This window comes from Mesocryomonas fontinalis, from assembly GCF_055730125.2.
Genome location: NZ_JBUZWG020000014.1, coordinates 1 through 22,750, shown reverse-complemented (window position 1 = coordinate 22,750; position 22,750 = coordinate 1). Strand labels below are relative to the sequence as shown.

12 protein-coding genes and 2 pseudogenes are annotated in these 22,750 nt (G+C 55.8%); 9 read left to right on the top strand and 5 right to left on the bottom strand.

The annotated features are described in order from the left end of the window. The first annotated feature begins 90 nt into the window (after window positions 1-90). Window positions 91-1,599, top strand: coding sequence for an O-antigen ligase family protein (locus ACZL02_RS23850; protein WP_472941210.1), 1,509 nt, complete (start codon window positions 91-93; stop codon window positions 1,597-1,599). 502 nt (window positions 1,600-2,101) lie between these two features. Here ACZL02_RS23850 and ACZL02_RS23845 read toward each other — a convergent pair. After that, window positions 2,102-3,328 carry a family 16 glycosylhydrolase gene (locus tag ACZL02_RS23845; RefSeq protein ID WP_472941209.1) on the bottom strand — a complete coding sequence of 409 codons (1,227 nt, stop codon included), beginning with the start codon at window positions 3,326-3,328 and terminating at the stop codon, window positions 2,102-2,104. Window positions 3,329-4,028: 700 nt separating this feature from the next. Between ACZL02_RS23845 and ACZL02_RS23840 the strand changes: the two genes are divergently transcribed. From ACZL02_RS23840 to tnpB, 3 genes are all read left to right on the top strand, one after another. After that, window positions 4,029-6,215 (top strand): Wzz/FepE/Etk N-terminal domain-containing protein, encoded by a 2,187-nt coding sequence (locus ACZL02_RS23840; protein WP_472941208.1) that lies wholly within the window; start codon window positions 4,029-4,031, stop codon window positions 6,213-6,215. 769 nt (window positions 6,216-6,984) lie between these two features. Next, on the top strand, window positions 6,985-8,472 hold the full coding sequence (locus ACZL02_RS23835; RefSeq protein ID WP_472941207.1) for an oligosaccharide flippase family protein: 1,488 nt from the start codon (window positions 6,985-6,987) through the stop codon (window positions 8,470-8,472). Window positions 8,473-9,034: 562 nt separating this feature from the next. Further along, window positions 9,035-9,355 (top strand): IS66 family insertion sequence element accessory protein TnpB, encoded by a 321-nt coding sequence (gene tnpB / locus ACZL02_RS23830; RefSeq protein WP_472941206.1) that lies wholly within the window; start codon window positions 9,035-9,037, stop codon window positions 9,353-9,355. A gap of 385 nt (window positions 9,356-9,740) precedes the next feature. Here the strand turns inward: tnpB and ACZL02_RS23825 are convergent. Further along, window positions 9,741-10,930, bottom strand: a pseudogene (locus ACZL02_RS23825) (IS256 family transposase). Between the two features lie 115 nt (window positions 10,931-11,045). Here ACZL02_RS23825 and ACZL02_RS23820 point away from each other — a divergent pair. Further along, a pseudogene (locus tag ACZL02_RS23820) lies at window positions 11,046-12,138 on the top strand (IS3 family transposase); the annotation flags it as partial. 192 nt (window positions 12,139-12,330) lie between these two features. Here ACZL02_RS23820 and ACZL02_RS23815 read toward each other — a convergent pair. After that, on the bottom strand, window positions 12,331-13,431 hold the full coding sequence (locus tag ACZL02_RS23815) for an acyltransferase family protein (protein ID WP_472941205.1): 1,101 nt from the start codon (window positions 13,429-13,431) through the stop codon (window positions 12,331-12,333). Between the two features lie 438 nt (window positions 13,432-13,869). Here ACZL02_RS23815 and ACZL02_RS23810 point away from each other — a divergent pair, with 438 nt between their 5' ends. From ACZL02_RS23810 to ACZL02_RS23800, 3 genes are all read left to right on the top strand, one after another. After that, entirely contained in the window at window positions 13,870-15,315 is a 1,446-nt protein-coding gene (locus ACZL02_RS23810) for a hypothetical protein (protein ID WP_472941204.1), read from the top strand. 295 nt (window positions 15,316-15,610) lie between these two features. Continuing rightward, window positions 15,611-16,435: a hypothetical protein gene (locus ACZL02_RS23805; protein ID WP_472941203.1), complete on the top strand. Its 825-nt coding sequence runs from the start codon at window positions 15,611-15,613 to the stop codon at window positions 16,433-16,435. A gap of 4 nt (window positions 16,436-16,439) precedes the next feature. Further along, window positions 16,440-17,822, top strand: a complete 1,383-nt coding sequence (locus ACZL02_RS23800; protein ID WP_472941202.1) for a Coenzyme F420 hydrogenase/dehydrogenase, beta subunit C-terminal domain — start codon at window positions 16,440-16,442, stop codon at window positions 17,820-17,822. Between the two features lie 63 nt (window positions 17,823-17,885). On the opposite strand, the gene ACZL02_RS23795 is transcribed toward ACZL02_RS23800, so the two are convergent. Together ACZL02_RS23795 and ACZL02_RS23790 are read right to left on the bottom strand one after the other, a co-directional pair. Beyond that, entirely contained in the window at window positions 17,886-18,986 is a 1,101-nt protein-coding gene (locus ACZL02_RS23795) for a polysaccharide pyruvyl transferase family protein (RefSeq protein WP_472941201.1), read from the bottom strand. A 39-nt stretch (window positions 18,987-19,025) separates the two neighbouring features. Continuing rightward, window positions 19,026-20,492: a lipopolysaccharide biosynthesis protein gene (locus ACZL02_RS23790; RefSeq protein ID WP_472941226.1), complete on the bottom strand. Its 1,467-nt coding sequence runs from the start codon at window positions 20,490-20,492 to the stop codon at window positions 19,026-19,028. A gap of 349 nt (window positions 20,493-20,841) precedes the next feature. Between ACZL02_RS23790 and ACZL02_RS23785 the strand changes: the two genes are divergently transcribed. Next, window positions 20,842-22,095, top strand: coding sequence for a polysaccharide biosynthesis/export family protein (locus ACZL02_RS23785; RefSeq protein WP_472941200.1), 1,254 nt, complete (start codon window positions 20,842-20,844; stop codon window positions 22,093-22,095). The last annotated feature ends 655 nt before the right edge of the window (window positions 22,096-22,750 follow it).

The following is a 22,750-nucleotide window of genomic DNA, read 5'->3' as shown; positions in this document are numbered from 1 at the left end:
TCACTGGGTTGCAGGACATGGGAAGCCCCCTTCCGGGTTCGCCTGCTATCGTATAATGATGGCCTCTCTTACCGAAGGCGCTAACTGGCCTTGCCCATCCCGGATGCCGCACCAATCATCGACGGGCGAAAGCGATTCGGACATCGAATCCTTGGCCTCGCGATGATGAACAAGCTTGGCCGCTCCTGTCTGTGCGCCGGCCTCTTCTTGCTCGTAGCTCTCAAAGGCTCCGCTATCCCGATCGCCCTGCTGGCGGCATGCCTGCCGATTGGACTGGCGACCGCCATCGCGTGTGCTTTCCCCCCCACTAAACCTATCCTCGCACGTTCCTTCTACCTGTGCTTAATCCTGATCGCAGCGCTGTTGGGCTATATCCTGTGGCAGGCGTTTTCCTGGCCCGGCAGTGCTTTCAACCATCCGATCTGGGCCAATGCGAACCGCCTCCTCGGCGGCCATTCTGGCGCTGCCTCCGTAAATCCTGAGGCGACCCGTCTCGCGCTCTTCACGCTGGTGCCGCCATTCCTCCTCTATTCCGCGACATTGGCGTTGTTCGACAGCAGTCGAGCCGCGCAACGGCTGATCGCTTGGCTTGGAATGCTCGGTACCGCCTTCGCCTGTTTCGGGTTGCTTCAGGTGAGCCTGCTACCACGCAGCCTTCTGTTCTTCGAGAAGAGCGCCTACATCGACAACGTTACGAGCGTTTTCGTCAACCGAAACACCGCCGGGACATTTCTCGGAGTGTCGAGCCTGGTGATTCTGACGTGGTTTTTCCTGACGATTTCGCAAGGCGGTTCTAGGCGGCCGCTATATGCCTTTGTCCAGGGAGAGATGCCGAAAGCCACCCGCAATCGCGCCGTCGCAATTCTCATCGCCCTGATCATCACCCTGCTCGCACTTTTCCTGACGATTTCGCGGGGCGCCCTGCTCTCGACGGTTGCGGCCTACGTGATCATTGTCGCGCCGCTTCTGTCCGCATTGCGCAACTGCGATGGAGATTTCACTGCAAGGTCCCCGCGGGATATACGCCGCTGGGCTACTTCTGGCCTCGTTATCGTCGGCATTCTCTTTGTGGCGATATTCTTCGGTGCGCAGGCGTTATTTCGATTGGAACGTCAGTCGGTGGATATCGACAGACTGTGCGTCTATGCAGCGACCTGGACCGCATCCCGGCACAACTGGCTGTTTGGAACAGGCTTTGGGACCTTCCAGGATGTCTTTCCCAGCTACCGCCTGCCGGACTGCGGCAGCATCTACGCGGCCTTCGATCGGGCTCACAACTTCTACCTCGAAGGATTGCTCGGACTGGGCGTCGTTTTCGTCCCGTTGCTCATCCTTTTTTATGGTCACGTAATCGCCAATCTCTATGCCGGTTATCGCAGCCGCCACCGGCTGCGGTTCGTGCCGGTTCTAGCTTTTGGTGCGGTCTTGCTTGTCAGCTTCCATAGCCTTGTCGACTTCTCGCTGCAAATTCCTGGGATGGCTGGGTTTTTTGCGGTCTATCTCGGCGCCACCACCGTCATATGTCTCAGCCGCGTAACCAGCAGAGACGAAAGAGTTCGAGCGCCGGACCAGGTACCGCAAGACTATATTGCCAAATGAGGGTGCCGGAGGGCGATCACTGGTCACCGCAACAATAAGGTGAGTAGGCAATTCCCTTCGACGGTCTGCCTCATCCGCCTGGCGGTGCAATCGAAAAATTAATCTTCGGCCAAGCTCAGGTTGCAGAGACCAGCGCAACTGAAGTTAAGTTTCACTCAAGCTATCTCAGCGTATCTTACGAGACGTCTCAATTTGCATGTGGGACTTTTGCGACCGCTTCATGTGTCGCCTCATGATCGAGTTCGGGAGAGATAGACCAATGCTTTGGATCATACCCCACATAATTGTCACGATGGCGATGCTGTTCGTCGGTGTTCGCTCGATGCGCAGCGTCGGAACCGATGTATCGCTCGATCAGCTCGGCGAGTTCGATACCTGGTGTTAATGCGACTGCGGCAGGGAATCCTTGCCGCAACTATAACTGCCTGCGGCGGACGGGCAAGGCTGTCGCGCCGACAATATTTTTATCTGAGGCAGCCCCGAGACGCGAGCGCGTCTCCGTTCAATCTGCCGAGTAAATGCGGATGTAGTCGATCCACATGTCAGTATATTTAGCCGGCGGTATCCCAACCGGCCAGCCGCCGCCAAGAGTATTATCGAACATCCAAAAAAATTTATCGTTGGACGTCGACTTCGGGAGCTTGATAGTCTGAGTGACAATCCCGTCCACGTAGACGGTCATTTCAGTCTCATCGACCGCGGCGCCGTAGACATGCCAATCAGATGTGGCGTCGAAGCTCTTCTTAAACCGTGGGCCATCGATCTCGCCCGTCTTGCCAGCGGCGGTCCACTCGATTGCGCCGCTGCTAAGGTAGTATTTGCCGGGATCAGGCGTCTGACAATACCCCTCCAGCGGGTCAAGCTCGGTGCCTGGGTTGGTCTTCATGCCACGCTCGCTCGCGCCTAACTGACAAGCCCACATCGACGGCCACATGCCTTTGCCGAGGGGCAGTATGGCCCGCATCTCGACATAGCCTTTGCGAAATGCAGCAACTGGTGGGCGACCATCAGCGTATGCAGTGCAGAGCATCCCGGAACGCCACTTGCGGCTCCAGTTCTGCGGGTCTTTGAAATTCGGATCGTAAACGGCACGTATGCGTAGGACGGATGGCATGGGGGTTTGGAAGACCTCGTCGAGATTGCCCTCCTTTGTCGTGAAGTGCGCATTTGATCCCCATTGTGAACCATCTGGCCGCACGCCGAACGCCCACTGGCTATCTTCCGGCATCGCATCGAAATCATCCGCAAGAACCTGCAGCATCCCGGCGGCAGCAGCGGGAACCGGTGGGTCGGCGCGCTTGATGGCTGGATTGTCGATCAGCAGCGTAAAATCCAGGTTGACCGCCTTTTCAACCCAATCGTCATACCAGGCTATAACACGGCAGTTGAGCGGGCCAGTTCGTACTTCGCTGAGATCCATCGTGCAGGTCCAGCCACCTTTGCCGTCCTGAACACCACTGCCCCACGGCGATACACCGGGCACCGAGATCATGATGTTTTTGAATGTCCCGGCATAGGTGCCGGCGAAAACAATGACTTTGCCGGCAGGGACGATCGTGTCCGGGTAGGCGACGCAGCCGTGTGCATCGACCGTGACCGTGCCAGTCTTGATTGGTGATGTCAGTGTCAATCTGCGGGCGTCCGCGGCCAAAGCAGTGGTTGTTGATAACGCGCTTGTCGCAGCCGCGGCAACTCCGGCACCCAATAGCGTTCGTCTGTCAATCTGCACGGAGCTCTCCATGTGTCTCTCTGGAGAAGTGACGGTATCACACCTCCCGTCAGGTCTTGCCATGCCGGCGATCGCCCCCACTGCCGTAGATGAAGGCTAAAATGGATGGACCCTTGCAGCTGCGCCTCGCCTAGCAGTCCTGACCTGCGCTCACGGTGATAACCATCACAATTCGTTGATGCGCCCATTGATATGGTCGAGCTATCACGAATCGATCGGCCGAAGTCAGGCCCTAACACGGCATTTGTCGTTCGGTCTATCGGCAATTTCAGGGCGTTTAAGGCGCTAAAACCCGTTTGAGACACATTTTCAGTATGATGTCGATCTTGCGCACTCAGGCGCGATAGGCCGCAGGATTAACTATGCCACCGAATATCATGCTTCGCCAGACCGCGAAATGCTATCGTCATGATGGTCGCCGCGGTGCAGTACCGTCGCTTTCTCTTGAATCGCTTGACCTTCTATGCTGCAATGCAAATGAATCATGTCGAGCTTAAAATCGCATATTTAGGGCATCCGCGATTTGAATGCGCATAAGCTGAATATATCTTGAAAATATAAGTCCGCAACTCGTCTTGCAAACTTATAGTGATGTACTGGTCAGATCTGTTGTCGTAACGAAAGAGTTAAATACTCGTGGTGAGCATGGCTGGCGACCGCCGCAAGCCAAGCCAGCTGAGGTAGCTATCAGGGGATAGGCTTGGAATATCGTACAGTTGGCATCCGCGGCGAAAACATGCTCAGTGAGCTTGATGTGGGTGATCCGCAGGCTGATATCAGAAAGATCTTTGGCATAGTTCGGCGCCGCTATCCAGCCGCGTTGCTTGGCGGCGCCGTCGGACTGGCACTGGCCATTGCTTTTCTACTTTTTGCCGAGCCGACCTATACGTCCAGCATTCGTATCCTGCTCGATCAGGACCGAAGTAAACTGTTGACAGAGATTTCAGGAGAAATCGCGCCGTCCAGTGCCGATGAATATATCGCCACGCAACTGGCCGTTGTGGGTTCGGACATTGTTGCGCGTCGTGTCATCAATGATCTTCAGTTGACCTACGATCCCGGCTTGAAGCGCCTTCGAATGAGCGGCGAGGTGCCCCTTGAGACTGCCGCATTGCCGAGGGCAAATGCGGTCAGTGCCGAGGATCTGGTGAAGCTGAACATCGATCCCAAAGTTGTCAGTGCCGTTCAAAAAAGCGTCAAGGTCTATCAGGTCGAAAAGAGCTTCGTGCTCGAGATCGGTGCGTCCGACCCCGATCCCGTCGTGGCCCAGAAGATTGCCCGGGCCTACGGGCTCGCCTATCTGACCGACCAACTGAGCGCGCGCTTCGAGGCGACCCGCAATGCGGGAAGCTGGCTTGAGGGGCGTATCGATACGCTGCGGGATCAGTCGCTCGAAGCAAATGCCGCGGTGGAAAAGTTTCGAAAGGACAATAACCTCGTTTCGACCGACGGTCGTCTTGTCTCCGATCAGCAACTTTCTGGGCTCAATGTGGAGTTGGGAACAGCGAGATCGAATATGACCAAAGCGGCAGCCCGCGTTTCGGTTTTCGAGGATGCACTGGATCGCGGCGATGCCGAGACCATTCTTGGCATTGCCGCCTCATCTGCCGACATCTCGGAAACGGCTCCGATCAAGACCCTCCGAAGCGACTATCTGCAAGCCAGTGAACGCCAGCGCGAAGTCACGGCGCGCTGGGGGGCTGAAAACGAGCAGGCGAAGGCTTTGGCGAGCGAAGTCACTAGGCTGTCTGGGCTGGTCTTGGAGGAGGCGAGGAGAATTCTTAGGGGCTATCGAAATGATCTACAGCTCGCGACATCGGAAGCGGACTCGATCCTGAATTCAGTTAAATCCGCAACGGCGCAATCGCAGGTCGACAATACGCTGCAGGTTCAGCTGCGTGGCTTGGAGCAGCGAGCCACCTCCTATACCGCACTTTACCAGGATTATCTCGCCCGATACCAGGAGGCTGTGCAGCAACAGACCTTGTCGCTAACTACCGGGCGCCTAATCTCGCAACCTGATCTGCCGTCGAACCCGATCTTTCCCAACAAAAAGATCATCCTGGCACTCTCGCTGTTGCTCGGTATTGGTGTAGGTGGCGGAATTGGAGTTGCCCGAGAGTTGCTGGATGCGAGCTTCCGTTCCTCAAGCGAGGTGGAGTCCGCTGGATTTGGATTTCTTGGATACGTTAAGGGGGGCGGTAAGTCCTCTTGGCTGCGGCGGCGGATCTGGCGCCGCGTCACGCCGACATATGGGCAGGATCGTTTCGAGCCAAGCCTCAAGGCCATTCGCATAGCGATGGACATTCGACACCGCGGTCGGAGCCGCTCCCTTGGATTTGTCTCCGTTCAGCCCTCCCTGGAGCGGTCACAGCTCGCGCTCGCCTACGCACGTCGCGAAGCGGCGGGCGGATTGCGCGTCCTGTTGGTCGATGGCGATACCCAGGACGGCGGCCTGACCAAGACATTCTCACTGGAAGGCGCACCGAGCCTTCAGGATGTTCTGGCGGGATCGGTGGCTTTCGAAAGGGCTGTCGTCAAGCTCGAGGCCGGTTTGGCCTTCTTGCCGATCGCGACTGGCCGGGGGCTGAGTGGCGTTAAGCAGCAAGCTGCAAGCGATCGCTTGCCTGACTGGCACAACGCCTTCGATCTCGTTGTCACCGACCTGTCGCAGGCCAGTCCTATTTCTGAGGCGCGCGCACTTGCTGGATGGTTTGATGCATTCGTCTGTGTGGTCGGCTGGGGGAGCACGCCGGTGTCATTTCTTCAGAAACTGAGCCGGTCCAGTGCCGAGATCAACGGAAAGCTGCTGGGGGTTGTCTTGACCAATGTGCCTGCCGCCAAGGTCAAGCTTTACGATCCCCTGGCATCGCAATACCTGGCCTGATGGCTGTCGCTGGTTACGTCTTCCGTCGTATTTTAAAAGAACGTGGCAATAGCTCCAGCGCGAGCTCGCCAGCAGCGCTCGGTGTGCCGCTGCGACCCGCTAGATCGTTCAGCCCTTATGCTTCGGGCGGCTGACGCGCTTTCCACGGGTGGTCAGCCGAGGTTGGGAGGGCGTGTAGTAAATTTCCGCTGTTTCGGGCTTATAAAGCTCGCTGAACAAATAACTACTTTAATTAGTCGCGTTCCCGTGATGTAGCGGTCGAGGCTTGCTCCTCGAAGCCACTCAAAATACTCTATAAAAGAACAGAAACCGTTTCAATTAAAACAAAAATGCCTCAAAGTATGAAAAAAAAGAATTTTCAATAAAAAACCAATGAATTATAAAAAAAATAGAAATATAACTGATATTTTAGAAAATAACTAAAAATACGTCGCACCAAAAATTAACAATAAAAAATCTATAACAAATACGCCAAATTAATACGGTTAAAACTAAAATATCCCAGAAAAAATAATAACATCTAAGATCAACAGGTGATTGGCTTTGCAATACTGGTTGAAATAAGATGGAGTGACTGTTGAGGCGGCAGTCGTTCACGGCAGATTTTTTAACGTTCCTGTATCATTTTATGATATAGCTTGTTGATCGCCAAAACTTGAAGTGGCAAAAACTGAGATCGCGCTTAGAATGGTCGCGTCTCGAAAGGTCAGAAGCCGAACCGTATGTCCATCGCTGCTGCCCTCATCTGTCCTGCGCAATATCGACTCTCATGAGCCATACGGGAAGCGATCATCCCGTGGAAGAAGCCTCTTATGGGCTTGAAGTCCCAGTGCAGGAAGTCTCGGTGGGCCTGGCGAATGGCAGCTGGCTGGCCGCGGCGCGGTTCTGCTCGCAGATTTCGCAATTCGTCATCATCATCGTCGCCGCGCGCTTCGTCGCCCCGGCTGACTTCGGTACATTTGCGCTCTTGTCCGCAATTGGTGTCGGTCTGTCCCGGCTTGCAGAAGCAGGCTGGCGCGAGTTCATCATGGTGGCCGACAGCTCCGACAGGTTGGCGCAAACGCATTTTCTGGCCTTCGCCAGCGGGCTTGCCATGTTGGGTGTCGGGCTGATCCTCGCCGTGATTGTCGAGCAGAGCTCAGGCCGACCCGATCTCGGCCTTATCATGGGCCTGCTATCGATCGGATCGTTCCTGACGACGCTATGCGCTGTACAATCGGGAATTCTGGTTCGCCGCAATAATTTCGCGGCGCTTGGCCGTGCCCAGATCGCCGGCGAGGTGCTGGGCTTTGCCGCGGCCCTAACCGTCCTCATTGCGGGAGGCGGACTATTCGGCCTCGTCACCGCGAAGATCGCGACGACCGGCATCACCTTCGCTGGATCGCTGATGGCCTCCCGCTGGTTTGCGCTTCAAAGCCCACAGCACGACGAAAGGCAGGAGGCGCTGAAGTTTTCGGCGCGGATACTAGTCACGCGGCTGATCAGTTTTGCGCATGACAATGTCGCCTTGTTCGCCATCGGAATCTTCACTGGTCCAGCAAGCGCCGGATTGTTTCGCGCGTCGGGGCGTTTGGCGGGGGCAATGGCCGAGGTCATCAATGAGCCGTTTCGGCTTCTCGCCTGGTCGATCCTGCAGCGCCCGGACGGCCCGGAGAAGATGAACCAGCTGATCATTGCGACGATCCTCCTGGTGATGCCTCTGTTTGTCGGACTTGCGATCACTTCGCAGGACGTCATTCTCATCTTCCTCGGTGTTGAGTGGATTGACGCCGCGCCGCTGCTGTTTGCCTTCAGCATCGCGGGTCTGTGTTCACTCCTCAATATCGCGACGGAGCCGCTTCTCGTTTCGAACGGGCAGATCGCGATCGTGCCGAAGCTGTCGGCAGCCTATACGATGAGCGCGATCATCGTCCTTCTGCTCTGCGCGTCCTTTGGCGTCTTCTGGATAGCGGTCGGGCAAGCGGTGCTCGCGGCGGCTTTGCTGCCCGTCGTTTTGTGGATACAAACTCGCTACGGCGGCATTTCGCCTCTTCGTATTGCCAAAGGCGCCTATCCCGCGCTGATTGGCAGCGCGGCTTTGATTGCTGCTGTTCTGCTCGTATCCCGAATGTTTGGCCAATCCCTAACACCGGCCCCATTGCTGGCCGCAAAGATCGCCGCGGGCACAGTGGTCTATGGTCTGATAGTGCTAGCACTGGTGCCGCTCCGGACTTTCGTGATCGACGCGAAACCGCTTGAATCGACGCGCTCCGCCTAGAACCGACTTACAAAGCTTTACCCACAAGGTGCTTGTTCGGCGCGAGCCGACGAAGCCAACGAGGCTTAATGTCGCCCTATCTATGATTGAGTATGCAGGAATTTCGTACGCCTACGGTTCAAACCGCCTTTCGAACTGACCGGCGCGGTAAGAGACTCCGCGTATGGACGTCCATAAGCACAGTGCCTTCGAGCGTTTGGAGATCGTGGAGACGGGTCGTCGTCGCCGTGGAGCGAAGACGAGAAGCTCCGGTTCGTGATGGAGAGCCAGTGGGCACCGCGTCTGGTGTCGGCGACGGCAAGGCGGCACGGGATCTCTCGCTCGCAGTTAAGGTCGTGACTGCGCAGCTTTCGCACCGAGCAGCCTGCCACAAAGCCGGAGCCGGCCTTCGTTCCGGTTGTGATGGCCCCTGGGGCGATGTCCGCCCTCTTTGCGGCCGCCGATGACACGGCAATCGTGGTGGACCTGCCGGGCGGCAGTCGGATGCGGATTGCCGCCTCGACGCCGCCGGCGCTGGCGGCTGCGGTCCTAAAGGCGTTGCGATATCCCGTCGCGGGCGCGGGTGTGGATCGCGATGGGCCACACCGACATGCGGCGGGGAATTCAGGGTCTGTCGCTCCTCGTCCAGGAGGGGCTGAAGCGCGATCCGAATGGTAGCGATCTCTTCGTCTTTCGCGGGCGCAGCGGATCGCTGGTGAAGATCCTCTGGCATGACGGGGTCGGGCTGTCGCTTTACGCCAAGAGGCTGGAGCGCGGACGCTTCGTCTGGCCTTCGGCCAAGGACGGCGTCGTGGCTCGAACACACACGGATCTCGCCTGCCTGCTCGACGGGATCGACTGGAGGAATCCGCAGCGAACATGGCGTCCGGAGATGGCGGGATAGCTCGCAAATTCCCTTGAATTTCAGGGCCTACGTGGCAAAATCTTTCGGTCGCGAACGGACCCGATCCCTCTCCCATCGCGACGCTCTGTGCGACCCATCGGCAAAACCTTGTCTGCCGTCTCACTGACCAAAGCCGCTATTTAATTGAGGTCTAAAGCTCAGAGCAACCGCACGTCATTCTGGTCTGCCCCCTGAAAAGTGGTCCTCCGTGAAGTAGGCTTTCAAGCCTTTGGAGGATGCCAGAAATGCCGCAGAAGAAGCACCAACCTGAAGAGATCGTCGCCAAGCTGAGGCAGGTCGACGTGCTGTTGTCACAGGGTCGATCGGGGTCGTGTCCCGGGACGTGGTGTAGGAACACCGATCTCGGCAGGGTCGAGTTATTTTGTCAGGCGGCCAGGACTGGCAGTCTGACGAGGGGATTATCGCTCACGACGCCGAGGGTTTCCAGCGTCATGTAACGACGCGAGACGGCCCATTCGTCGTTGGTCTCCAGCATGAGCGCGCCGACGAGGCGCACGACGGCGGCATCGTTGGGAAAGATGCCGACGACATCGGCACGGCGCTTGATCTCCCGGTTGACCCGCTCGATCGGATTCGTGGATGCGATCTGGGGCCAGTGCTCACGCGGGAACGCCATGTAAGCCAGGACCTCGTCGCACGATCCATCCATCATCGCGGCAAGCTTCTCGAACTTCTCACGCAACGCATCGGCGACGTCCCGCCATTGGCGGCGTGCCACTTCCTGCGTTTCCTGGACAAAGATTGTCTTCAGCATGGCGGTGACGGCGGGCCGCTGTTTAGGGCCGACATGAGCAAGCGCGTTCCGGAACCAGTGCACCCGACAGCGCTGGTGCGTGGCGGCAAAGACCTTGGACGCAGCCGCCCTCAGGCCCTTGTGATCGTCGGCAACGACGAGCTTCACGCCGCGAAGACCCCGGTCCGCCAGCGAGCGCAGGAAGCTCTTCCAGAAGACCTCAGCCTCGGAAGGGCCGGTCGCGACACCCAGCACCTCGCGTCGTCCGTCCGTGTTGACGGCAACGGCCACTATGACGGCGGTCGAGACGATGCTTCCGCCCTGGCGCTCCTCCACGTAGGTGGCGTCGATCCACAAATAGGGCCACTCGCCTTCGATGGGTGAGAGAGGAAGGCGTTTACGCGCTCGTCGATCTCGCAGACCAGGCGGCTCACCTCGCTCTTGGATACCCCGCCGGCGCCCATTGCCTTCACCAGGTCGTCGACCGAGCGGGTCGAGACGCCGTGGACGTAGGCTTCCTGTATCACCGCAGCCAAGGCCTTCTCGGCCGTCCGGCGTGGTTCCAGGAAGCTCGGGAAGTAGCTTCCCTTTCGCAGCTTCGGGATCGCGAGGTCGATCCGCCCAGCCCGCGTGTCCCAGGGTCTTTCTCGATAACCGTTGCGGTGGTTCTGTCGGTCCGGCGAGCGAGTTCCCGCCGTCGCTCCCGTCCGGGCCTCAATCTCCAGATCCATCATGCGCCCGGCGGAAAAGGCCAGCATCTCGCGCACCAGATCGGTATCTGCCTCTTGCTCAATCAGATCCAGAAGGGCCGATCTTCGGATCGGTCATCGCCATCTTTAGCTCAAGGTTCGAGTTCGCATGCGAACCCTAACCGAAGATCGGTGATGGCCAACTCCTCAGGGGCCGCTTCCTACACCACGTCCTGGGACACGACCTCGATCGGTGTCGGAGGCGATCCGCACGATCAGCGTGACGCCTTTCACCTACTATCGATGGCGCAAGGAATTTGGCGGGCTGAAGTCCGACCAGGTGAAGCGACTGAAGGAATTGGAGAAAGAGAACGAGCGGCTGCGCAAGGCGGTCTCCGATCTCACCCTCGAGAAGCTGATCCTGAAGGAAGCCGCCTTGGGAAACTGGTGAGCCCCGCCCGCCGTCGCCAATGCATTGACCACGCCGTGATGAAGTTCGGCGTGTCGGAGCGGTTGGCGTGTCGGGTTCTGGGGCAGAATCGATCGACGCAGCGCAAGGTCCCGAGGGGCCGTCTCGACGACGCGGCACTGACAGCGGACATCATTGAGCTTGCCACGCGGTATGGCCGTTACGGATACCGACGGATCACGGCACTGCTGCAAGAGGCGGGCTGGTTGGTCAACCTGAAGCGCGTCGAGCGGATCTGGCGCCAGGAGGGCCTCAAGGTGCCGGCCCGGCAACCGAAGCGAGCCCGGCTCTGGCTGAACGACGGTTCCCGCGTCCGGCTGCGACCGGAATATCCCAACCATGTCTGGTCCTATGACTTCGTCGAGGATCGCACCCATAACGGGCAGAAGTTCCGAATGCTAAATGTCATCGACGAGTTTACCCGGGAATGCATCGCGATCAGGATCGACCGGAAGCTCAAATCCACGGACGTCATTGACGTCCTGTCCGACCTCTTCATCCTGCGCGGTGTGCCCGGGCATGTTCGGTCGGACAATGGCCCGGAGTTCGTCGCAAAGGCGGTGCGGGAATGGATCACAGCGGTCGGCGCCAAGACCGCCTTCATCGAGCCGGGCAGCCCTTAAAAAACGGCTACTGCGAGAGCTTCAACTCCAAGCTCCGGGACGAGCTTCTGAACGGCGAACTGTTCTACAGCCTTGCCGAAGCGCGGATCATAATCGAGGGCTGGCGTCAGCACTACAACACCCGGCGCCCGCACTCCTCGCTCGGCTACCGCCCGCCCGCACCCAACGCCGTGCTGTGGCCGGCTGCGCCAACCCAACCCGCTTCGCCGGCCACCTCAAACGTGGTCGACAAGCCCACAATGCATTAGATTTGAACCGGACCACCTAATGGGGCAGGCCAATTCCGCTTTAGAATGCTAATGGGCTAGCTTCACGGGGTAGGCGACAACTAACACTCGGTGCGCGCTCCCGCTCATTTAAAAATTCAGCGTGCTAGTCTTATCAAAGGAATTAAAACGACGATACCGAAAAACCTTACGTCGTTGGACTTCTTCCCACAACTACAAGTGATGGGCAGCAATCTTGGCCTTCCTAGCTAACAGACGCAAATAGGCAACCGCTTGAAGGATTGCATTCTTGTAGAAACCCTTCCGGCGCTCTCCAAGTTCAGCAAGAGCGTAGCATATCAGGACGATGGCCAGCAGGGCAGTAAAGCCTAGGGCCGGGTTGGCGCCAATCGACGGAAAAATCGCCTCGGTCAACGTCAACAGCGGCTGATGGACGATGTACAGCGTAAAGCTGCCGCCGGCCAGCCAGCGAACCATTGCCGCATTGCGCGAAGCAGACCAGTCTCCCTTGAGAAAGAGCCGGCTGAACCCAAAGATGTTCGCAGACGCAACACAGGCTATTCCAAAATAGTACAAGAACGAAAGAGCCAACTCCTCTGGTTTCGGCCATGAGGTGATTGGTAACTTATAGTCGTTGAAGGCAAAGCGCATGACGAAATATGACAGGATCGACAGGGTGAAAATCGCCATGCCGGCTTTGCGCGTGCGTAGTGCGTTGGAGGCAACAAGGTCGAAGGTCAAAGCGCCAAGCAACCACAATGGCAGGAAGCAAAGAATTCTTGGGCCGAATACCGCAGCCCAAGCCAGCACAGCGAGGGGGGCGAGGCGAAGCGGAAGAAAGAACACCAGGCCGAGGAGCACGTAATAGGGAACTTCAAATCCAAGCGACCAGTAGGCCTGATTGCTGCCGAAGACTGACTGGTGCAGCCATAGTTCGTTGGTAAACGTAAGTGCTCTAATAAGTGCGCCAAAATAATTGTCATTGAAGAAAATAATGCTGTGGTATAGCTCAGGATTGATGAGCAAGCCGATCATGTCGATAATGTATGTTGCAACCAAAGCGATTATTACAACGGAAAATATTCGACTAGCACGTGCCAGCACGTAAGACTGCCAGCGCGTCTCCTTCGATACCAATACGTAACGAATGACGAAGCCTGAAAGGACAAAGAACACAGCAACGCCCTCGTCGGCGTGTGCTGCGATTAAATTCGGAATAACAGGTAAGATATATCCCTGAGCATGGGCAATCAAAACGGCCAATGCGGCTGTCAATCTAAGAAAATCTAGATATAGCGAAAGATTTCTGCTCATGAGCGGATTTCTCAAATTTGATTAATTTTGTGGTGTTGCGCATGTAATCGAAAAGATCTTTGATATGCTCAGTGAATGATGTCAAGTGCTGATCCGCGCACTGGTCAACACCAGACACGTCGGCCGAGAATGCTAGCTGGCTATGGTACTGTGCTTTATTGGTCGCCGTTAGCGATCTAGCCGTTGCACGGAGCATACAGAGGCGGCCTGCTCGCTAAGCCGACCAATCCCCTTTGATCCAATTGGCTTTGCAGAAGGAACTGAACTGGGGTAGTGGCATATTGCGCCGCGATAGAAAGATCGAGTGCGGCCGCAAATTGTTGCTGCGTTTAAAGAGGTCGAGAATGAACGTTTCCTGGACCCGAGCTCAGTGACGATTCTTACGCGTGCCAGCGTTCTGTGGCCTCGGTCGGACTCGGTCGCCAGGAGGGCGGACCCTTGGTAGCCATTCCGCTAGTCATTTACTGGTCGCTTGCCCTTTGGGGCCTAATTTCCGTGCGGCCCATTCTGATCTATCTGTTCACAGCTTCACTGTCTTTCGGCGCGCTCGCCGTTATCCCGACGGAGGTGACCGGCGGCCTGACATTCGCTCCAGGGACGATGACCGGCGTGTTGATCGTTGCGAAGGCCTTTGCCAATACGCAACGTGCGCGTATTGCACTCGCTACCGCGCTCAGCTTCCGGCGGGGCGCGCTTCTGTCGGCATTTTGGGTCGTCGCCGTCGTAGTGACGATCTTCGCGCCTTCTTTGTTTGCCGGCCGGATCATGGTCGTCAGCCTGAAAGTGACCGAGGCGGGTCAATCTCCCCTCGCTCCTTCCATTCAGAACATTTCCCAACTGGCATATCTGACAATCTCCGTGCTGATCACTTTCGCGTTTGCACAGACGCTCAGATCTCCAGAACGGCGGCAGACACTGTTGAACGCACTCGTGTTCGGCGCCTTCGTGGCGGTGATGACGGGTCTCATCGACTATGCCTCTCAGTTCATTCCCATCGGGCCCTTCCTCGATGTGTTTCGAACGGCGAGCTATGCTCTGCTGGTGGATGCAGAACTTCTGGGCGGAAAGCGTGTCGTCGGCCTGATGCCGGAGGCCTCCTCATTCGGCAGCCTGTGCATCTCCTACATCTGCCTGCTGTACTTCCTTCGCCGTGGGATGACAGATCAGCGGATACGCGACGTCTGCGTTCCGCCCCTGCTCGGAATGCTTCTGGTGCTCTCTTACATCTCGACGTCCTCGGCGGCTTATGTCGGTCTTGCCGTGTTCCTGTTCATGGCGACCATCGAGTGGCTCATGCGAGCGGTCGATCGGCAGTATAATCCGTTGCGCCGACGCTATCTTGGTATCGAGTTCTCCCTGGTTGTCACCGGCACGGCGCTGGTCGCGCTTCTGCTGCTGTTCGAGCCGACGGTGCTCGATAAGGTCATCGGGGCTGTCGACGAGATGGTCTTCAAGAAATCGGAGACATCTTCCTTCGTCGAGCGGAACATGTGGACGGCCGTTTCGCTGGAAGCCCTGTGGGCTAGCTATGGATTTGGCGTTGGCCTGGGGGCGACACGGGCTTCGAACGTTCTGGTCGCAACCTTCAGCAGCGTCGGCCTCCTGGGCGGAATCCTCTTCTACGCCTTCGTGTTGCAGTCGCTGCTCCGTCGTTCCGATCCTGCCGATCGTGAGGGGGCGGTGATCCAGAGCGGACTGCGCTACGGACTCGCGCCGTCGTTCGTAGTCCAACTCTTGATTGGAACGACAGCTGATTTTGGAGCGCAGGGTGCTCTGCGATATGGGTTGATGATGGCGATCGGTGCAGGAGGGCTTAGCTACGAGTTCCGACGCCGACACATGATGCAACGCGCTGCCCCGCCCGGTTCGGTAGTTTCATTATGAAGCGGCAGCCGTTTAATGGTCTGATCACGGGTTGCGCAAATGACTCCGCTCATCCAATGCTTGGAGTCCTGCGTTTCCAAAGGCGCTTCGAAAGTTTCGAGGTGGAGCGCTTAAAAAATCAATCTCTGGATAAAAGGGCGCCAAACGAAGCTGAGATGTTTCTCGTGTGTGAAAACGCCTTCCTGAATATGGTTCGAAGGGAGAGCGTTCTATGAATCGCTCGTGTGAAAATCTAGTAATCGTGCGCGCCGGGGCGAATTCGTTGCATCCGAGTTGGTTGGCGCCTTCGGATTGCGTGGATTTTGATATTTTGGTGACGGCGTATCAAGACACAGCGCCGCGCATAGAGCATCCTCGAGCCTCTTACATTTCCCTTCCGGGTAGGAAAGTGGCGGGATATTCAGCGTTGTTTAAACAGAATCCTGAAATCTTTGACCGCTATCGCTATATTGCGTTAATAGATGATGACATCGAGACGAATGCTGCAGCAATTAATGCGCTCTTCGAGATTGGCATTAAGCATCGTCTGGATATTTGGCAACCAAGCTTGAGTTGGGATAGCTATTTTTCGTATGCTTGCGTCCTTAAGCAGCCAAACTTTACGTTAAGATACCTGAACTATATCGAAATGATGTGCCCATTCTTCTCTTCCTCTCAATTGAAAGAGCTTATCCCACTATTCGATTCTGGCTATGAGACTGGAATTGATACAATATGGTGTCGGATATTCGACGTTCCTTGGTTTCGTTCTGCAATCATCGACACCATATCCGTTCGACATACAAAGCCGGTTGGATTGCAGATGCACCTTCAAGGCTTCGATGGAAATAGTTATGATCCGATCATCAGAGAAGTGACGGCTCGTTTCGGAACGACATTCGGCGGCGGTATCCCCTACGCGGCGATTGGTCTGGACGGCAATCTAATTTCAAGTCGTCTTAATATTGCAGCCAAGTCACTTCCTATATTATGCAGCTTACGCAGAACCCCGATGAGTAAGGGGCTTGCACTTTGGCATATTTCCAGTTCTATTCGCCACACTCTGCTAAGGCGTTTCGATCTTAGGCGTCCGATGGCATGGAATGATATAGCCGAATTGGCAAATCATGCACGAAAGTAAGTTAATGTATGAAATTGATAATGCAATTCTCTCCGGAAATTGTATTGGATGCGGCGCCTGCGCGTTCGCATACCCGGATGAGTTCAAGATCGGCATGTCATTTGCCGGACATTTTGAGGCTCAACGTTTAACAAACAATTCGCTCATTGACGCCTCACACATCTGTCCGATGACGGGATCGTCCGAGAACGAAAGCGAAATTGCGGAGGACTTATTTCCCGATCTGCCGAGCAATGTTCAGATTGGGAAGTATCTATCCACTTATGCATCGTTCGTGACCCAAGGAAGCTACCGTGATAGCGGCGGTTCGGGAGGGCTTGTTAGTTGGCTGGCAGTTGAACTCTTGAACCGTGGTATCGTTGATGCAGTATTGCATGTTAAGCCCATGGCTAATGATGTTCCAGATGCTCCTATGTACGGTTATGCAATCTCGTGCACCCCTGACGAGGTAATGGAGGGTGCAAAGTCACGTTATTACCCCATTGAGATGTCGACCGTTCTGGAGACATTAAGAAAATCCCCTAAAAGGTACCTTGTAATTGGCTTGCCGTGCTTTATCAAAAGTATTAGGGTTATGCAAGGTGCGGGAATTATTTCCCGAGAGTCAATTCCATATTGTATAGGGCTTGTCTGCGGACATCTAAAAAGCAAATACTTTGCAGACTATCTAGCATGGCAGAAGGGTGGCAACAATGCTCCCCTTGTTGATCTGAACTTTCGATACAAAATAAAGGGACGTAAAGCATCTGAATACGGTTTTACATTCCGTACTGCTGAGGAGCCCGATACGTTAAAGGGGCCATGGCCGATGAGCGAGGTCCGGGGTAAGGATTGGGGTGAGGGTCAGTTTAAAAACCAAGCTTGCGAATTCTGCGACGATGTTTTGGCGGAATGTTCGGATCTAGTGGTCGGTGACGCTTGGCTTCCTGGCTTTGTCTCGGATTATCGAGGCACGAATGTAGTAGTGACCAGAAACGGGGATCTCGACCGTATTCTTAAGGAAGGTGCTGCTCGCGGTGATGTGACTCTCGATGCTATAAGCGTTTCAGACGTGATTCAAAGTCAGGCTTCTGGGATACGGCACCGCCGCGAGGGCTTGGCACACCGTCTCGCACGTCGCCGGGATTCGGGGCGCTGGATGCCTGTAAAACGTGTCAAGCCGGCCTTAGCGCCGGATATAGCTCGGCGAGCGATCTACGATATGCGTTGGAAGATTGCTCAAAACTCAGCTCGAGTATTTGCCGAGGTGCGTGCTGCAGGGGGAACGTACAAGCAATATGAGAAAAAAATGGCTCCTTACATTCTGCTCTATAAGTTGGTCCTCAAAGCGTCGTCGCTATCGAAGCGATCCATGACCCATATCCGTCGGGCCTTCTTACTAAGATGATGCTTGAAGGCGAAAATACTACTTTAATGGGATCAGGCCAACAAGAAGGAATTTTCGTTTGGCTCACGCCAAGGCCGCGAGAAGGAAGTTGGCCGATTGGACCCGTAAGTGTTCGAGGCGGCCCTTAACCGCGTCATAATCGATGTTTGCAGCTAAGACTGTCTCGACCTTGTCAAGTTCATTCTTGGTCAGCAGACGATTGCTCAAGCCCAGGCAATCTAAGAGCGTTATAAAACGATCCAGGCCACGCTCATGGTTCGGCACGGTAACAAACGGCTTTTGAAAAAGTATCGCAAAAATCGTCCCATGAAATGAGTCAGTTATAATAAATTCAGCGTCACGAAAAGCCTGTAACCAATGAGGAATGTCTACTGGCTTGGCTTGGTCGTTTGGTGAGATTGATCGGATAGCAGCGTTGGCGCCTCCCAATCCCTTCATCACAGAGGCTGTGACACTCTGTACCGTCTCGCTTTGATCCAAAACGTATTTCAGGACCGTCCGTTGGGTGAATGCTACGCCAGGAGCAACTGCCTTTTCATAGAACGCCGGATCAACGAGAAGCGTAGGATCCAGCATAACTTGGGCGTCAGGCCGACCCAGAGCTTCTCTGCAGATATCGACACCTGACTTCTCTCGCACAGAGACGGCATGAAAGCGTGAAAGAAGTCGCCTTGTTGTCTCGGTATGATCTGGAAAAGACCAGGAGCTTCGCCCGAAGGAAGCAGCATAGGAAATTCTGCGTACGGCAGCCGGATCGACGAACTCGAGAAAATAAGTCATCGGCGAAGCGTCCCCATGGTAATCAAGTCGCCAGACCTGATCGCTGCCGACGACAACAGCTTCGAGCTGATGTTGCTGCGCAGCCCGCCCGAAATCCCGAGAAGTGCGGAGAGACTTTGTTGCGTTAGGCATGAACCGATCGATAAACGGATAATGCACTGCACGCTGACGTTCCATGTTACGCGCCCCGCCAATGTTCTGGCCAGGAAGTCTCCAGAGGACTTCCGCCACCAGTCGCTGTAGCATGGGCCTGATCGGCTTTTTGCGCAGAAACAACGGCATTTTCCCATTGTCCGCGAGAAACTGGTAGAGCGCGACGACCTGAACGATTCCACCGTAATTGCTGTGGAGAGGAAGTGTCAGTAGACCTACGCGAGTGACCATTTCATTCTTCTTTCATTAAGCAGTTCCAGCTCGAACGCATTATGCGTACAGGCCCTTTCGCCGGAAAAGAATATCGAAAACGAACCGCTCAGCCCCATCTGGCCGGCCGCGAGCGAGCCATAATGCACAATGCGTGGCGACATATGCCACCCCGCCGGCCGGAATCTGGATGGCCAGAATCACGGCCGCTGACTGCTGCTCATTACGAAGCAGCACGTCGATCCCGATGAGCACGGCCGCCATAAAACCCGCGCTGGTGATGCTCCGCCAGCCGTTCAAGAGTTGAGCTCGCACCGTCAGGCCTATGATGCCGCGGACAATTGCGAGGTTTATCAAAATGATCACCAGTCCGGTCAGGGATCTTGCCACCGCCGCCCCGATTAGGCCGAAGTACACCGCCGCTAGCAAAGTGGCCGGAAGCCGGATTGCAAGGCCTATTCCCTCTCGGAGGGCAAGTGTTTTCGGTAATCCGAGGGCCATACTCACCGCTTGCACCGGAACGCTCATCATTTGCAGCGCAATAACCGGTGCCAGCCAACGGATGATTGGCACCGTTGCTTCCCATCGGTTACCCATGATCAATGGGATTAGATTGTCGGCGATCGCGGCAAGTCCTACCCCAAACGGCAGAACGACCATGATCATTGTTTGCTGGCTTTTCATGTAAGCCCGACGAAGGCGCGAAATATCGTCAGAAATTCGAGAAAAACCGGAAAACACCGGCTCCATAATAGGTCCTGCAATCGCGTAAGTGGCCAGCGAAGCAATGTCGCTGGCCATCGAGTAAAATCCCAAAGACGCTTTTCCGAGCACTCGTCCAACCAGAAGACGATCCGCCTGCAAGCTCAATGTTGAAATGATGCGCGCGAGGGTTACCCACCCGGCAAATCCAAGGATAGCGCGCGCACCCTTTAGTCTCAGCCTGGGTCGCCAGGGCGCAAATATATGTGTGCATAGCGTTGTCGTCAGCTGCAGAGAGATCAATCCGATGATCAATGCCCAATAGGAGCCTGACCACAATGCGATTAAAAGCGACAGAATGATGCTGCAGATCTTGCCAATCAATGCTGCCCGGGCTGTGGGGCCGTACTCGATCCGCCGAATGAAATAGACCATCGCCGGGCTCGCGAGCCCTTGTGCCAATGGTGCCAATGCGATGACGCACAGGATGAGGATCAGTCTGTCATCTTCATAGAACCAAGCCATCGGCCAACTTAACGCCACGATGACGATCGAAACGAGCAAGCCGCGCAGTGCTGTCAGCGTGAAAGCCGTATCAACATCGTCCTTTGTTATCTCGGGCCGTTGCACCAAAACGTCGACGACCGGTAGTTCGGTGCTTGCATTGGCCACCAACAACACGGAAACCGCAATGGCAACGAGACCGAAATCTGCGGGGGTCAGTACGCGCGCCAACACCACCAAAGACAAAAGGTCCATGGATTTTGCAAAAAGCTGAAAAATCCCGATGAGTGCCGCGGCGCCAGCTACCTTGCGACCAAACATCAGATCCAAGAACTCGAAAATGCGGAAAGGAACCAGGCGCTGTCTGGAAGCTGGCGCTCATTGATCTTGATCGCCATTACCATGCACGCTTACCTACGATACGTTTATGCTGCGCTGCAATGTACGTGGATTGGTTTTTGCGAACAAGCCAAAAATTTGCTGGTTCAAAAAATGCCCACCCCAAAGCGTCCGCGCGTGGCGATGGATTCCGTCTGTCGGTAAGCAGAATAGCCTGTTCAGGCGAGAAGCCCTGCCGATTCGTACGTCGAGTGGTCCGTATGCTAGAGCTCTTGTTGGTACGATGATACGGATTGTCGGCCACATTCTTTTGGCTATCAAGGGACACGCAATGTTCAAGCTACCCGTCCTTATTTCGGCCTTGGCCATCTTCGGCGCACTGTCCTCCGCCGCATGTGCGCAGGAGGGCTACGATGCGGTGGAGGCACTCGACAGGCTGAGCATTAAGGTACTGGAGTGGCAGCCGGCAAAAAGCGAGTATAAGGAATGGACGGCGATTGGTGGCGAATACACTGTCTCCAGTGACGCAAAGCTACTGATCCCCTTCGTAGGCGAGGTTGACGTGGCTTCGCAGTCCCTCGCCGATCTGGCGCGCAGCATCGCAAACCGCCTGCAAACGGGCCTGAGTCTCCCCGCGCGGCCCGACGTCAATCTTCAGGTGCTTGCCCGGTCGCCGGTCTATGTCATCGGCGGGGTCGAGGCGCCCGGCCGTGTCGAATACACGCCGGGTCTCACGGCGCTGAACGCCGTGGCCGTGGTCGGTGGCTTCTATCGCGGCGCCGGCGGCGCGATGCGCCTAGAGCGCGACGTCATCATCGCCGAGGGCGACCGGACCAAGTCTCAGGAGGAAGCCGGCCGCCTCAAGGCGCAGATCGCCCGTCTCACGGCAGAGGCCGAGTCGTCGGTCGACGTCGCCGCCAAAGTGCTTCAAAGCGAGCGCGCGGCCATCGCGCCCTTTCTGGCGGAAGAGCAGCAACTGCTCGACGTGCGCCGCGAGGCTCGGCTGTCGCAGATCGAGAGCCTGAGAAGCCGCAAGCAGCTGGCGCAGGAGCAACTCAAGACGATTGATGAAAAGACCACCAATCTGAACCGCCAGGCCAAGCTGACCCAGTCGCAGCTGACAGACATCCGGTCTCTGGTCGGAAAGGGCCTCAGCGTCGCGAGCCGCGCGCTCGAGCTCGATCGTTCTGTGGCCGACATCGAGGGGCGGGTTCTGGATCTGCAGATCGCTCGCCTTACCGCCGGCTTGGAAATCAATCAGGCCGAGCGCGACGAGGCCGACCTGACGACGAGCTTCAAGACCGAGGTCGCTAACGATCTACAAAAGGCACATGCTTCTCTGGCCAACACAATGCTCGATATTGAGCGCGCTGACGCGCTGGTGAACGAGGCCACGTTGATTGCGCCGAAACATCTGATCGACAAGGTCGGTAATCTGCAGATCGGCATCCGTTTCTTCCGGACCCGTATCCTCGCCGGCAAGGCATCGACGGCCGAAATTGGCAAGGACGATCTGCTGAAGGCGGGCGACACGCTGCAGGTACATCTTGATACGGTGAGCCTGGGCCCTGTCTCCACGCAATAGCAGTCATGCCCGAACGACCTTGAGACTGGGTTGGCCATCCCAGCAGCTAGATTGTTGGGGAGTGGTGGCCGACGAAAGCTTTCCGCTAGGTACAGCCGAGACTTTGAGGCTAGGCGAGGAACCCGATTTCTCGGACTGCATCTTCTGCGAGATCTGGCCGCGGGAGGCACTGGGTAGGGAGCGTTCCTTATGGACGTCGGAGAGGGAGCTACCCTCAGTGATCTCGAATTTACGGAATCCTCGTGCTGGCGTTTCAGTGGATGAAAACCCGAACAGAAGTACGGCTATCGTCTTCCTTATGCAAATCCAAAATAATTCGCAATTTTGTATTTTTTTAAACGTTAGTATTTTCAATACGGTGCAGTTCAAGCGCTTTGGCATGTGGTAAGCTGGTGGTCTGCAATTTAAGGCGCCGTCTGCATGCTCCTCCTGATCGGTGATCGGATAATTTGGAGCAAATACCTGTAAAATATTTTGTATTATTATCAAGGCGCGTTACGATAAATATCAATAGATAGACGTTTATCAATAGATTTTCGGGATGAGAAGGTTCATATTTGTACAAAAATTATGCTTATTTACTAAAATTATTTAGATGATGGTAGTAATTACTGTCAAAATCTGCAGAAATTGACCTGGGTTGCTGCCTTTAGCC